This window comes from Streptomyces sp. NPDC052773 (genome assembly GCF_044547145.1).
GTDB lineage: Bacteria > Actinomycetota > Actinomycetes > Streptomycetales > Streptomycetaceae > Streptomyces.
Window position 1 is genome coordinate 464,513 of the sequence record NZ_JBITZX010000005.1, and the last position, 13,939, is coordinate 478,451.

Here is a 13,939-nt window from a genome sequence, read left to right on the forward strand (position 1 = left end):
GTCAGAGCACAGGAGGCCATCCCATGTACGAACCGATCCGCACCAAGTCGGTCCACACGATGGCCGGCACCCCGGACTTCCCCCACCGGTCGCGTGAGGAGGAGCTGGACATCCAGCTCGCGGGTCATCTCGCGGCGCTGCTCGCCGTCACCGACGAGCTGCGCGCGCTGGCCCCGTCCGACGACCTGGACACCGCGGCCACGCGGCTGGCGGAGCAGGTGGCCCGGCTGCGCGGCGGGCGGGAGCCGGTCCGCACCGCGGTGAGCACGGTGTCCGAGCCGCATCTCGCCGCGCTGCATCAGCGGGCGCACGCGCTCGCGGGGCGGGCCCTCGTCGTCGCCGCGTCCCGCGCGGACACCGCTGCGGCGATCCTCGCGGCCGAGCGGATGGACGCTCACGCGGAGGCGCTGGGGCCGCGGGAACTCGCGTCCCGCTGAGTCCTTCCTTTTCGAAGGGCTCCCTTTGACGGCCCCGGTCCGCGTGCACGCAGCGACGCGCGGACCGGGTTGCCACAAATTCACCACGTTGGCTTGAGCGGTTGTTCGCCGTAGGGCGCCTTGTCGTCTGCGGCTGCCCGTTGTCCGTGGCTGGTCGCGCAGTTCCCCGCGCCCCTGGCCGTCACCCCTTTAGGTCGACAGTTCACCGTCGTACGAACACCGTCGCCGACGCCGTCGAGCCCGTGTGCAGGGTGTCGCCCGGCCAGGTCACCGTATAGGTCACCTCGCGGCGGGTGCGCGGGATGTCGTTGATGGTGAAGGTGCCGTCCGCGGCGACCGTCACCGGGGTGAGCGTGCCGGTGCCCAGGCGGTCGGTGCGCTCCACCTTCAGTACCGCCCGCTCGGGCAGGGCCTTGCCCTGGGCGGTGAACGTGCCGGTGATCTCGATGCCGCCGTCCAGGGTCGCCTCCGCCGGGGCGGTGAGCGTGAGGGAGCTGGGCGCCTTGCCGACGGACACCGTGCGGGTGAGGTCGGTGGCGGGGCGGTGGGTCAGGTCGCCGAGGTAGGACACCGTGTAGACCGCGTCGCCGACGAGGTCGGGCTCGTCGAGGACGGTGAAGGTGCCGTCCTCCCGGACGGTGAAGGTGCCCAGCTCATGGGTGCCGTTCGCGTCGGTGCGGGTGGCGGTCACCTTCAGCGGCTGGGCGGGCGCGGGGCCGTCGTACTCCAGTCGCCCGCGGACCGCCAGCGGCTCCCCCGCCACCGCCTGGGCGGGGCTGTGGGCGAGGTCGCCGGTGAAGCGGACGTCGTACTGGACGGCCGGGGGCTGGATGACGTGCAGCCAGAACTGGTTGCCGGACGCGTTGGTGGTGACCGTGAACAGCCGGGAGCCGTCCGCGGACCACTCCATGCCGCGCGGCACGACCCGGTCGCCGTCGAGGCTGCCCTCGAAGACGAACTCCAGCGGGGTCGTGGCGTCGGCCGGGTCGGCGGGCTGGACCAGCAGGTCGGGGGTCGCGCCCGAGGCGGCGGCGCCCCGCGCGATGTACGTGCCGTCGCCGCTGAAGGCGACCGCGCTGGCGGTGGCCCCGGCGGGCAGCGGCCGGTAGGCGGTGTCGGCGTCCGACAGGTCGCCGGTGTTCAGCAGGCGGGTGCCGGCGGACGCGTCGGCGAGGGCGACCTTGCCGCCGTCGGCGGAGAGCGCCATGTCCTTCAGGTTCAGGGCGCCCTTGCCGTCGCTGTCGGCGAAGCGGCGCGCGGCGTTGCGGACCAGGCTGCCGTCCCTGGTGTCGAACACGGTGACGAACGGGTTGGACGCCTTGGCGTTGAGCGGCTGGCCCATGAGCATCCGGTCCCCGGCGCCCGCCTCCAGCAGCAGCTGGCCGGAGTCGTTCCACCCGGTGCGGGTGTACAGGCCGTCCACGATGCCGTCGAGATGGGTCGTGGCGGTGGGGCAGTCGGAGGAGTACTGGGCCTGCGGCGCCGTCATGTAGAGCTGGCCGCCGGACTCGGCGACCTCGCGGCCGCAGTTGTCGGAGGAGGCGACGGCGGCGGACGTGCGCTGATAGGTGACCGTGTCGTAGGTCTCGACGCGCTCGCGCAGGCCGACCCACAACTTGCCGCCGTCGGCGCTGACCGCGAGGCCGGAGACGTGCTGCTGGTTGGTGGTGATCGTGGTCAGCCGCTCGCCGTCGAAGTCGTAGACGGCGATGGTGCCGGAGTTGAGGTAGTAACCGACGTTCCGGTCCGCCACGAAGACCCGCTGGTGCACGTTGTCGACGGCCAGTGCCGAGAACGAGGAGATCGGCAGCTTGGCGACGACGTCGGAGGCCGCCGCGTGGGCCGCGGGCGCGGCGGCGACGGTCAGGCCGGTTCCGGCGAGAGCGGTGACGAGAGCGGTCGCCGCGAGTCTCCGGGAACGGTGTGCTGTATTCAACTGTGCCCCCCACAGGCTGAATTAGAGCGCCCCACGGTATGTCGTGAGACACCTGTAAAGAGCATGAAACAGCCGTGAAGATCGGGCCGCAAGGGGAAACACCGGAGCCCCGCACGCCGTTGTGCGGGGCTCCGGTGCCGTGACGAGGTCACCGCGGCCGGCCGTGACGATGTAGCTGGTCAGGGCACAGTCGGTTCAACCGGCCGCGGGGTCTTGGGGGTGGGGGATCAGCCCAGGCGCTCCACGAGGGCGCGGTACTCGTCCCACAGCTCCTTGGGCGTGTGGTCGCCGAAGGTGTTCAGGTGCTCGGGGACCAGGGCGGCCTCCTCGCGCCACACCTCCTTGTCGACCGTCAGCAGGAACTCCAGGTCGGACTCGGACAGGTCGAGGCCGTTCGTGTCCAGGGCGTCCTTCGTCGGCAGGATGCCGATCGGGGTCTCGACGCCCTCGGCCTTGCCCTCCAGGCGCTCCACGATCCACTTCAGGACGCGGGAGTTCTCGCCGAAGCCGGGCCAGACGAACTTGCCCTCGTCGTTCTTGCGGAACCAGTTGACGTAGTAGATCTTCGGCAGCTTGGACTGGTCCTTGTCCTTGGCCACGTCGATCCAGTGGGCCATGTAGTCGCCCATGTTGTAGCCGCAGAACGGCAGCATCGCGAACGGGTCGCGGCGCAGCTCGCCGACCTTGCCCTCGGCGGCGGCGGTCTTCTCGGAGGCCACGTTCGCGCCGAGGAAGACGCCGTGGTTCCAGTCGAAGGACTCCGTCACCAGGGGGACGGCGGTGGCGCGGCGGCCACCGAAGAGGATCGCGGAGATCGGCACGCCCTTGGGGTCCTCCCACTCGGGCGCGATGATCGGGCACTGCGAGGCGGGGACGGTGAAGCGGGCGTTGGGGTGGGCCGCCGGGGTCTCGGACGCCGGGGTCCAGTCGTTGCCCTTCCAGTCGGTGAGGTGGGCCGGGGGCTCCTCGGTCATGCCCTCCCACCACACGTCGTTGTCGTCGGTGAGGGCGACGTTGGTGAAGACCGCGTTGCCCCACAGGGTCTTCATCGCGTTGGCGTTGGTGTGCTCGCCGGTGCCGGGCGCGACGCCGAAGAAGCCGGCCTCGGGGTTGATGGCGTACAGGCGGCCGTCCTCGCCGAAGCGCATCCAGGCGATGTCGTCGCCGATGGTCTCGACCGTCCAGCCGGAGATCGTGGGCTCCAGCATGGCCAGGTTGGTCTTGCCGCAGGCGGACGGGAAGGCGGCGGCGACGTACTTGGACTCGCCCTGCGGCGGGGTGAGCTTGAGGATCAGCATGTGCTCGGCGAGCCAGCCCTCGTCGCGGGCCATCACGGAGGCGATGCGCAGGGCGTAGCACTTCTTGCCGAGCAGGGCGTTGCCGCCGTAGCCGGAGCCGTAGGACCAGATCTCGCGGGTCTCCGGGAAGTGCGAGATGTACTTGGTCTGGTTGCAGGGCCAGGGGACGTCCTCCTGGCCGGGCTCCAGGGGGGCGCCGAGGGTGTGCACGGCCTTCACGAAGAAGCCCTCGGAGCCGAGCTCGTCGAGGACGGCCTGTCCCATGCGGGTCATCGTGCGCATCGAGACGGCCACGTACGCGGAGTCGGTGATCTCGACGCCGATCGCGGACAGCGGCGAGCCGAGCGGGCCCATGCAGAAGGGCACGACGTACATGGTGCGGCCGCGCATGGAGCCGCGGAAGAGGCCGCCTTCGCCGCCGGAGCCCTGGAAGATCTCCCGCATCTCGGCGGGGGCCTTCCAGTGGTTGGTGGGGCCGGCGTCCTCCTCCTTCTCGGAGCAGATGAAGGTCCGGTCCTCGACGCGGGCGACGTCGGTGGGGTCGGAGGCGGCGTAGTAGGAGTTCGGGCGCTTGATCGGGTCGAGTTTCCGGAAGGTGCCCTTCTGGACGAGCTCTTCGCACAGCCGCTCGTACTCGGCCTCGGATCCGTCGCACCAGACCACGTTGTCCGGCTGGGTCAGTTCCGCGATCTCGTTCACCCACGAGATCAGTTCCTGATGGGTGGTCGGGCTGACGGTGCTGGGAGCCGCGTTGTCGCGCGCCACGATCGCTCCTAAATGAGGGATTTTTGTCCTGTCTGCCCCGTGGGGGCCGCGACCCGGATGCTTCGTAGCCGCTCATCCGGTGCCGACCGCACTCATTTGATCATCCGAGGCGACTGCGCATTTGTCCAGAGGACCGCACACCTGAGCGCCGTGAGGAACGCCACGTCCTGCGGTTTTCGCCGGGATTTTTTACGTCCACCTTGGGTTCGGGTGACCTTTTCTTTGTGTTCCTCACCGACGGTCGCGCACTGTTGTCAGGAGACTCTGATCCGTCACTTACGACCCCGTAGGTACGATGCCTCGCATGACTGCGTCCGCCTCCGACGCGCCCACGGACACGCCGGTCGCCGACCGTGGTTCCGCTGGGCTGCATCTGCCGCATCCGTCCCTGCCGGACACCATCAAGCCGAAGCTGCGGGGCTGGCTGCACCTCGGCATGTTCCCGGCGGTGCTGATCGCGGGCCTCGTGCTGACGGCCCTCGCGAGCTCGACCCGCGGCCGCATAGCGTGCGGTGTCTACGCCCTGACGGCGTGCCTGCTGTTCGGCGTGAGCGCCCTCTACCACCGGGGCAACTGGAGCCCTCGGATGGACGGCGTGCTGCGCCGCCTGGACCACGCCAACATCTTCCTGATCATCGCGGGCACCTACACCCCGCTGACCCTGCTGCTCCTGCCCGGGACGAAGGGGCGGTGGCTGCTGTGGGGCATCTGGGCCGCGGCCCTGGCCGGCATCGTCTTCCGGGTCTTCTGGGTCGGTGCCCCGCGCTGGCTGTACACCCCGTGCTACATCGCCATGGGCTGGGCGGCCGTGTTCTTCCTGCCCGACTTCATGCGCACGGGCGGCATCGCCGTCCTCGTCCTGGTGATCGTCGGCGGAGTCCTCTACAGCCTGGGCGGAGTCGTCTACGGCATCAAGCGCCCGAACCCGTCACCGCGCTGGTTCGGGTTCCACGAGGTCTTCCACGCCCTGACCCTGGCGGCGTTCATCGCCCACTACATCGGGATCTCCCTGGTGGCCTATCAGCACGCGTAGGGAACCACCCCCCGTCGGGCCCTCCCCGGGCCACCTTCGGGCCACGGCTTTGCGAGCCGTGGCCCTTTTTCATGCCCCGACACCAGCCCTGCCGGGCAGCCTGCTCGCGGCGGCCTACCGGGCCCGGCTGGACACCGCCGGGCTGCCCGGCGCCGCCGCCGACGCCGCCGGGGACGCGGTGATCGCCGCGCATCTGATCGCCGGACGGACCCACTCCCCGGCGCTCGCCGCCTCCGCCGACCAGGCCTACGTCCACGGCATGGGTGTCGCCCTGCTGGTGTGCGGGGTCGCGGCCCTGGCCGCCGCACTGCTCGCGGCGGCCTTCCTGCCGGAGGACCCGGCGCCCCGGCGGCTCCCGGACGCCGCGGGACCGGTCATGGCGACCCCCGGGGAGGATGTTCGACAATGACCTCCATGACGGCCGCACGAAGCACCTCCCCCGCCGACCACCCTCGGATCGGACTGCGCGAACGCAAGAAGATCAAGACGCGGGAGGCGATCCGCTCGGCGACGTACGAGCTGATCCGGGAGCAGGGGTACGACGCCACGACGATCGACCAGATCGCCGAGCGCGCCGAAGTGTCGCCGTCGACCGTCTTCCGGTACTTCCCGACCAAGGAGGACATCGTCCTCACCGACGAGTACGACCCGCTGGTGCTGGCCGATCTGCGCGCCCGGACCGCGGACGAGCCCTGGCCGCAGGCCATCCGGCACGTGCTGCGGGAAGCCGTGCGCACGGGGGTGGAGGAGGACGCGGAGATCGCGCGGCTGCGCACCCACCTGATGGTGCAGGTGCCGGCGGTGCGCTCGCGCATGATGGAGAGCATGTCGGTCACCGGCCGCATGCTCTGCCAGGCCATCGCCGAACGCACCGGCCGCGACCCCGGTGATCTTGAGGTGCGGGTGTTCGCGATGTCCCTGATCGGCGGTCTGATGGAGGCATCCCTGTACTGGGCCGAGAACGGCCACCGGGACGACTTCGCCACCCTCGTCGACCGCGCCCTGGACGTCCTGGAGCACGGCCTCCCCCAGCGGAAACCCTGAGGTCCGGCACTCCCGCCCATGCCATCCTTGGCCGTGTGAACGCACCCGAGATCCACGTCGAAGTCGCCCCCGAACTCGCCCTGTTCGTGCCGCAGCACCGGCGTTCCGGCGCCACCCGGCTCGCCACCGACGGCGTCTCGACGCTCGGGCATGTCGTCGAATCGCTCGGGGTGCCGCTCACCGAGGTCGGTGGACTCCTCGTCGACGGCCGGCCCGTGCCCGCCGGTCACGTCCCGAAGGACGGCGAGCGGGTCAGCGTACGGGCCGTGCCCCGTCCGCAGCGGATCCCGGACGCTCCCCTGCGCTTCCTGCTCGACGTGCACCTGGGGACCCTCGCGCGCCGGCTGCGGCTGCTCGGCGTGGACACCGCCTACGAGTCGACGGACATCGGCGACGCCGCGCTCGCCGCCCGCTCGGCCGCGGAGCAGCGGGTCATGCTCAGCCGCGACCGGGGGCTGCTGCGCCGCCGTGAACTCTTCGCCGGCGCGTTCGTCTACAGCACCCGCCCCGACGAGCAACTGCGGGACGTCCTCGACCGGTTCCGCCCCGAGCTGCGCCCCTGGACCCGCTGCACCGCCTGCAACGGCCTGCTGAAGGAGGCCACCAAGGAGGAGGTCGCCGACCGGCTGGAGGCCGGCACCCAGCGGACGTACGACGTGTTCGCGCAGTGCCGGGAGTGCGGGCGCGCCTACTGGAAGGGCGCGCACCACGAACAGCTGGAGGCCATCGTGGAGCGCGCCCTCGCGGAGTTCGCGCAGCGCGGCTAGCGCCGCTTGAAGTCCCCCTTTCCGCAGGCCACGCCGTCCTTGTCGCGGTCCAGGGCGAGCGGGTCGTCCGCGCCGTTGACCTTCAGGCGGCCGTAGTCGTTCTGCTTCAGCCAGGTGCAGCGGGCGGCCGTCGTCTTCTTCACCTGGGGCGGGAAGGCGGTGGGGACGCAGACGTTGGCGGAGCCGTAGTGGCGGTCGCAGCCGGAGACGGTGGGGCTGACCGGCTGGGAGGCGCGCTTCTTGCCGGGGCGCTGCACCTTGCCTTCGAGGTCGTCCGCGAAGGAGTGGATGTGCGGGGAGGCGTCGGCGGCCTTGAGCGCGGACGGCCCCTGGAGGTGCACCCACTTCGCCACCGAGGGCACCCCGTTTGCGTCGACCGCGAAGAGCATGTACCAGCCGGGCGGGGCCACGTTGGGGTTGTTCGTCACGTTCAGGTCGACGTTGTTCCCGTCGACGGTGAGCGGCAGGTCCACGAACCGCTGGTTGGGGTCGGAGGAGTGGGTGACGGCGGCCGGGCGGATCAGCTCCGCCTTGGCGATGGGCCGGTCGACGGTGATCCGCTGGGTGTCGCCGTAGGTCCACTCGGTGTCGATCAGCGAGGTGATCGTCGGGCGGGGGCCCTTGAGGAGGTACGGCGGGGTGTAGACGGACACGTTGTGGTTCCAGCTGCCGTTGCCCGGGTTGTCGCCGGTGGTCATGACCCGGCCGTCGGGGAGCAGGAACGCGGAGGAGTGGTAGCCGCGGGCCTCCGGGTCGGCGGTCACCGGGTCGAAGGTGTTCGTCTGCGGGTCGTAGAGCGAGGTCTCGAAGACCGGGTCGGCGCGGTTGTGCAGGGCGCCGCCCGTCTCCATGACCTTGCCGTCGGGCAGCAGCACCGCGGAGACGTACATCTTGCCCTGGTCGCCGGTCTGCGGGACCTTGCCGTCGCCGAAGTCGACGGTGCCCTGCGGCAGCGGCGGTCCGGCGACGTAGGACGGGTTCGGCTGCTTCAGGTCGATGACGTCGGTCAGCCGGTTCGCGTCCGGGTTGCTGTCGATGTTGCCGCCGCCGATGGTGAGGACCTTCTGGTCCTGCGCCGGGGGCAGCAGCACGCTCGCCGACTGGTCCCGCTCGTCCTTCTTCCGCAGGCCGGGGACCTGGGTGATGGTGTTGGCGTCGTAGTCGTAGATCGCGGCGCCGGTGCCGGGGATGTTGTTGCCGAAGACATGGCTGCCGGAGTAGAAGAGCCGGCCGTCCTGCATGAGGATCATCGACGGGTACAGGCCCCAGAACGACCAGGTCTGCTTGACCTGCCAGGTCGGCAGCCAGCGCTGCTCGGCCTGCGACCAGCGCTCGGCGGTGACCGAGCCGGTGGAGTCCTCCTTCAGCCCGCCGAAGGAGAGCACGTCACCGTTGCCCAGGACGGTCGCCGACGGGTACCAGTGCCCGTCGTTCATGTCGCTGGTCCTGGTGTAGGTCTCCGTCCCGGGGTCGAAGACGTACGAGTCCTTGTACCCCTGGTAGCCGATCTTCCCGTCCGCGGTCGGGTAGCCCTTGTTGCCGCTCATGACCAGCACCCGCCCGTCCTGGAGCTGGACGTGTCCGGCGCAGAACATGTCCTTCGGGGTGGGGATGATCTTGTAGCTGCCGTTCGCGGGGTCGTAGACCGCGGAGGTGAAGGTGCCCGCCTCGAACTTCTCCGGGTCGTTGCCGGAGCCCGCGATCAGCAGCACCTTGCCGTTGTGCAGGACCACCGAGTGCATGGAGCGCACCGGGTTCTGCGCGGGCAGCACCTCCCACTTCCCGTTCGCGCACTCGTCCGCCGTGCCGGTGCACCGCGGCGGCGGGACCGGGTCGGCGACCTGCTCCATCGTGTAGTCGTCGGTGGTGGCCGAGCCGGTGCCGTAGACGGAAACGCCCCAGCTGATGCGGTCGGTGCCGGGCGGCACCTCGGGGGTGCGGACGGACGCCTGGGTCCAGTCCCCCGCCATCGGGAGCGTCTTCAGGTCGGTCCAGTACTGCCAGCCCGCCGTGGTGTCGTGCCGGAACAGGGTGATGTTGGCGTCCGGTGTCGTCGTCTTGTACCAGAGCGACAGGTCGTACTGCTTGCCGGCGGTCACCCCCGGCGCGCAGTCCGCGGACTCGGTGATCAGCGCCTTGCGGTCGCCGTCGGCCCGGCGGGTCAGCGTCACCTTCATCGCCTTGCCGCCGGAGTGGGCGTCGGCGACGGTCTCGAAGGTGAAGTCGTTGTCGCCCCAGCCCGACTTCTGCCAGCAGTACGGCATGTCGCCGGTGCCGGCGGTCTCGAACCCGGGGTTTCTGATCAGGTTGGCGGCGGAGGCGGGCTGCGGAGTGGTGAGCAGCAGGCCCCCGGTGAGTCCCATGACGGCCACGAGGGCCGCTCTCCGTCCGGATCTCATGCGGTGCTCCTTGTGGCTGTGCGGCTCCTGCGGGGCAGATAGACCAGCGCCTCGGTGCCGACGAAGCGCAGGACGAAGGTGATGGCGAGGGCGAGCGCCGTGGCCGGCAGCACGGCGAGCCCGAACTGCGCCACCAGCAGCGCGATCAGCGGGATACGCAGCACCAGGTCGGCGTTGGACAGCAGCGCGAACCGCAGGGTGCGGTCGGCCCAGTGGCGGTGCCGCCGCCGGTCGCGGAACAGCAGCTTCTCGATGAGCAGGAAGTTCCAGGCCACGCCGAACTGGTTGGCGACGATCTCGGCGGGCACGTAGTGCAGGCCCGCCTCGGTCATGGCCCACAGGGCGGCCAGGTTCGGCACGAAACCCGACAGCCCGATCAGCCCGAACACCACCAGCCGGGCCAGCGGGTCGGCGGTGCGCAGCCCGGCGAGATGGCGCAGGAAGCGCATCCCCTCCTGCGCGGTGGACTTGGACTCCCCGGCGAACCGCTCCTGGAAGACGAACGGGACCTCGCTGACCTCGCGGGGGCGGCTGCGCACCGCGAGTTCGAGGAGGATCTTGTAGCCGAGCGGCTGGAGCAGTTCGGCGGTGATGTCGCTGCGCCGGATCGCGAAGAAGCCGCTCATGGGGTCGCTGATGCCGTGCAGCCGGCGCGGGAAGAGGACCTTGGTCAGCCAGGTCGCGCCCCGGGAGACGGCGACGCGGTAGCTGCCGGCCAGCCCGGCGCGGCTGCCGCCCTTGAGGTAGCGGGAGGCGACGACGAGTCCGGCGCCCGCGCGTTCGCCGGTGGCGACGAGTTCGGGGACGAGGGAGGGCGGGTGCTGGCAGTCGCCGTCCATGACGACGATCCAGTCCGAGCCGGCCGCCTTCATGCCCTCGACGACCGCGCCGCCGAGCCCGCCCACGGGCTCCTCGCGGTGCAGCACGGTCACCGGGAACGGGCAGTCCGCGGCGGCGGCTCGGATCACCTCCGGGGTGTCGTCGGTGGAGTCGTCGACGAAGACCACCTCGCAGGGCAGCCGGGCCGGCACGTACTCGGTGATCTGGTGCAGCAGCTGCCGTATGTTCGCCGACTCGTTGAAGGTCGGGACGACGATGGTGACGGCGCCCGGCTCGGCGACCCCGGCGACCTCGGTCGCGGCGACGGTCTCGTCGGGGACGGTGGACTCGTGGCTCATCGCTCGCCTCCTGGGGCGCCCGCGGTCTGGATGCGCCGGATCTCGATCCGGTCCGCGCCGGTGCCGAAGACGGCGACCGGCGTCGAGTGCTCGATGGCGGCCTTGACGTTGGGCAGGTCGACCGCGTCGCGCCGCACCGTCGGCGAGGCGACCACGTAGTCGAGGTCCCGCCAGCCGCGCGGCATGGTCCTGGTGACGGCCGGGTCGAGGTCGGCCTTGTAGAACCAGATGGCGCCGAGGCCGGGTTCGTAGCCCTGGTGGACGAGGTCCAGCCAGAGCGCGTCGTCGACCAGGACCCGGGTGTCCCCCGGGTCGGGCACCTCGGTGGCCAGCCACTCGGCGGCGGCCCGGTAGGGGGCGTTGGCGTCGGCGGTCACGGCGGTGCGGGCGCCGTCGTACCAGCGCGGCAGCACGTAGGCGCTCGCGGCGAGGGCGAGGACGGCGGCGACCGCGTACCGCGCGTGCGGCCGGCGGCCCGCGTGGCGCCGCTTGTGCAGGACGGCGTGGGCGACGCTGGCGGTGCCGCCCGCGAGGACCAGGGCGAGGAACGGCAGCGCCTGGATGATGTACATCGCGGGCAGGTAGCCGTTCGGGCGCAGGGCGACCAGGGCGAGGATCGCGACGGTCAGCGCGGGCCCGGCGAGCGCGCGGGCGGTGACCGACCAGCGCCAGGTCAGCAGGAGCAGCAGGGCGCCGGCGAGGCCGCCGAGGGGCAGGACGCGGTCGTAGTACAGCCAGGACTGAAGCACGCCATGGGAGCCGGTGCCCTCGTCGAGGATGAACCCGGAGCCGGGGCGGCTCATCTGGTAGACGATGCCGTCCCACAGCGACACATGGCCCGTGCCCGGCAGCAACTCGCCCTTGAGCAGGGCGAACAGCGGGTACGACAGGCCGATCAGGACACAGGCGGTGATCGCGCCGGTGACCGCGAACTTGCGGGTGTCGCGGTGACTGTGCCGCCACATGGTGAGCAGCAGGGCGGGCAGGACGACGAGTATCGTCTCCTTGGTGAGCACGGCCGTCGCGGCGGCGATGCCGGCGCCGAAGTGGTGCCAGAGGTGGCGGCTCGGGGAGGCGGCGAGGGTGAACGCGAGCAGCGTCCACATCACGGCGAGGTTGTCGAGAAAGATCTCCCGCTGGAGGACGACCGACAGCGGGGAGAGCCCGAACAGCGCCATGCCGAGCGCGGCGGCCCAGCGGGGCAGGGCGAGGCGGCGCCCGAGGACGTAGACGAGGACCGCGCTGACCGCGGAGATCAGCAGCATCGCGGCGCGCATGGTGCCGACGGTCATCGCGTCCGGGCTGATCAGCGCGGGTATCCAGGTCAGGACGGCGAGCTGGATCCAGCCGAGCGGCGGATGGTCGTACCAGTAGGTGTAGTGGGCGAGGCCGCGGCCCTCCTGGACGGCCCAGGCCTGGGCGAGATAGGTGCCCTCGTCGTCGCTGAGGGTGGGGTAGTCGGCGATGTTCCAGCCCTGGACGACGAGGATCGCCACGAGGAGGACACCGCACAGGACCAGGTCGGAGCGGGAGGAGCGCAGTCGCTGCGGAGGCTGTGTCCGACCGGTCGGACGGGTCATGGGCGCAGCGGTGCGCTGCGCGGGGACCTTGATTCCGGTCGCCGCGGGAAGGGTGGAGGTCACGCAGGAACGTCCTCTCGGTTCGCGTGCGCGAGATGAGCGCCGACATGGCTGGTCAGCTCCCAGTCGTTACGGCCGCGCTGTTCCCGCCATACGGCGCGGACGGCGGCCCCGGCGAGGAGCACCTGGTAGAAGGGGCCGCCCACGATGAGCTTCAGATAGTGGACGAACCGGACGCGCAGCCCGTACTGCTTGCCGAAGTCGTGGAGTCCGACCAGCTCGAAGACGAAGGTCACCAGGGCGGTGACGGCCGGCAGGAAGGTGATGAAGGCGACGCCGACGGGCACGTCCAGGAAGAGCGCGATCCCGACGTTGAGCGGGATGACCACCCCGGAGACGGCTTGCAGATACGGCGTCATGAGGGTGTAGCGGGCGAGCAGGCGCTGTCCGAAGGTGGGCAGCTGCTTCCAGTCCCGCTTCCGGTAGACCTGGAGGAAGCCCTGGTTCCAGCGGGTGCGCTGCTTCAGCAGGCTCATCAGCGAGCCGGGTGTCTCCTCGCGGGTGACCATCTCGGAGTCGTAGGCGACGACGACCTTCTTGCCGACGCTGGACAGCCGCACGCCCAGGTCGCAGTCCTCGGCGAGGCAGTTGGGGTCCCAGCCGTCCGCCTCGCGCAGCACGTCGGTGCGGACGAAGACGGTGTTGCCGCCGAGCGGGATGAACCCCTTCTGGGCGTGCAGGTGCAGCCGGGAGCGGAACCAGAAGAAGTACTCCAGGCAGTTGCGCAGGCTGTACCAGCTCGAGTGGAAGTTGATCAGCTGGACGCCGCCCTGGACGACGTCCGCGCCGGTGGCGCGGAAGGCGTGGTCGACGTGGGCCAGCAGCTCCGGATGGACCTGGTCCTCGGCGTCGAAGACCCCGACGACGTCGCCGCGGCAGTGCGGCAGCGCCGTGTTCATGGCCTTCGGCTTGTTCTTCTTCTCGTGGGTGTCGACGACGACCCGCACCCGCGGGTCACGTGCGGCGGCGCGCTCGGCGACCTCGGTGGTCTCCGGGTCGTCGTGGCCGACGATCACGATGATCTCGAAGTCGGTGTGTGTGGACTCCAGCAGCCGCTGGATGGTGTGGTCGAGCACGGCCTGCTCGTGCCGCGCGGGAAGCAGCAGCGAGAAGGACAGCTGCTCGGCCCCTTCGGGCCGGCTGAACCGGGTGGAGGCGAGCACTTCGGGCGTGCGCCACGCGTGCATCTGCCACCACAGGGTGAACGCCGCCATCCAGAACAGGGCGAGCGAGACGGCAGCGATGAAGACAGACGTCAGCAAACAGATCCCCCCAGATCCCAAATCCCCCCGCCATGACGGCCGGCAGCGGCCGGGCGTCACGGCATGTGCAGAGACTAGGGGGGAACTGTGAAGCGTGGGAGCTGTTCCGATAAAAAGCGTGTTTCCGGCCGGTGAGGTGCCTAGCGGGATCTAACCGAACACCTGCTCAGTTTCCGATCA

11 protein-coding genes are annotated in these 13,939 nt (G+C 70.6%); 5 read left to right on the plus strand and 6 right to left on the minus strand.

What is annotated here, in order from left to right; genetic code table 11:
• Positions 1-23: 23 nt before the first annotated feature.
• Positions 24-437, plus strand: a complete 414-nt coding sequence (locus tag ACIG0D_RS14875; protein ID WP_399800204.1) for a hypothetical protein — start codon at positions 24-26, stop codon at positions 435-437.
• 202 nt (positions 438-639) lie between these two features.
• Here the strand turns inward: ACIG0D_RS14875 and ACIG0D_RS14880 are convergent, their stop codons facing one another.
• Both ACIG0D_RS14880 and ACIG0D_RS14885 read right to left on the minus strand, forming a co-directional pair.
• Positions 640-2,373 (minus strand): Ig-like domain repeat protein, encoded by a 1,734-nt coding sequence (locus tag ACIG0D_RS14880; protein ID WP_399800207.1) that lies wholly within the window; start codon positions 2,371-2,373, stop codon positions 640-642.
• 227 nt (positions 2,374-2,600) lie between these two features.
• The gene (locus ACIG0D_RS14885) at positions 2,601-4,436 is read right to left on the minus strand and encodes a phosphoenolpyruvate carboxykinase (GTP) (RefSeq protein WP_399800210.1); all 1,836 of its coding nucleotides are present in this window, start codon (positions 4,434-4,436) and stop codon (positions 2,601-2,603) included.
• 304 nt (positions 4,437-4,740) lie between these two features.
• Here ACIG0D_RS14885 and ACIG0D_RS14890 point away from each other — a divergent pair, with 304 nt between their 5' ends.
• From ACIG0D_RS14890 to ACIG0D_RS14905, 4 genes are read left to right on the plus strand one after another with little or no spacing between them, the layout of a single operon-like run.
• Positions 4,741-5,469 (plus strand): hemolysin III family protein, encoded by a 729-nt coding sequence (locus ACIG0D_RS14890; RefSeq protein ID WP_399800213.1) that lies wholly within the window; start codon positions 4,741-4,743, stop codon positions 5,467-5,469.
• Between the two features lie 58 nt (positions 5,470-5,527).
• Positions 5,528-5,878: a hypothetical protein gene (locus ACIG0D_RS14895; protein ID WP_399800215.1), complete on the plus strand. Its 351-nt coding sequence runs from the start codon at positions 5,528-5,530 to the stop codon at positions 5,876-5,878.
• Positions 5,875-6,513: a TetR/AcrR family transcriptional regulator gene (locus ACIG0D_RS14900; RefSeq protein ID WP_399800217.1), complete on the plus strand. Its 639-nt coding sequence runs from the start codon at positions 5,875-5,877 to the stop codon at positions 6,511-6,513. Before ACIG0D_RS14895 ends, ACIG0D_RS14900 begins: the two co-directional genes overlap by 4 nt.
• A gap of 35 nt (positions 6,514-6,548) precedes the next feature.
• Positions 6,549-7,280, plus strand: coding sequence for a Mut7-C RNAse domain-containing protein (locus ACIG0D_RS14905; RefSeq protein ID WP_399800220.1), 732 nt, complete (start codon positions 6,549-6,551; stop codon positions 7,278-7,280).
• Here the strand turns inward: ACIG0D_RS14905 and ACIG0D_RS14910 are convergent.
• The 4 genes from ACIG0D_RS14910 to ACIG0D_RS14925 are packed head-to-tail and all read right to left on the minus strand — an operon-like array spanning position 7,277 to position 13,759.
• Positions 7,277-9,679: a galactose oxidase-like domain-containing protein gene (locus ACIG0D_RS14910; protein WP_399800223.1), complete on the minus strand. Its 2,403-nt coding sequence runs from the start codon at positions 9,677-9,679 to the stop codon at positions 7,277-7,279. The two genes, ACIG0D_RS14905 and ACIG0D_RS14910, sit on opposite strands and share 4 nt — an antisense overlap.
• The gene (locus ACIG0D_RS14915) at positions 9,676-10,857 is read right to left on the minus strand and encodes a glycosyltransferase (protein ID WP_399800225.1); all 1,182 of its coding nucleotides are present in this window, start codon (positions 10,855-10,857) and stop codon (positions 9,676-9,678) included. The genes ACIG0D_RS14910 and ACIG0D_RS14915 overlap by 4 nt, the downstream gene beginning before the upstream one ends.
• Entirely contained in the window at positions 10,854-12,500 is a 1,647-nt protein-coding gene (locus ACIG0D_RS14920) for an ArnT family glycosyltransferase (RefSeq protein WP_399800227.1), read from the minus strand. The genes ACIG0D_RS14915 and ACIG0D_RS14920 overlap by 4 nt, the downstream gene beginning before the upstream one ends.
• Positions 12,497-13,759, minus strand: coding sequence for a glycosyltransferase (locus ACIG0D_RS14925; protein ID WP_399800230.1), 1,263 nt, complete (start codon positions 13,757-13,759; stop codon positions 12,497-12,499). Before ACIG0D_RS14925 ends, ACIG0D_RS14920 begins: the two co-directional genes overlap by 4 nt.
• Between the last annotated feature and the right edge of the window lie 180 nt (positions 13,760-13,939).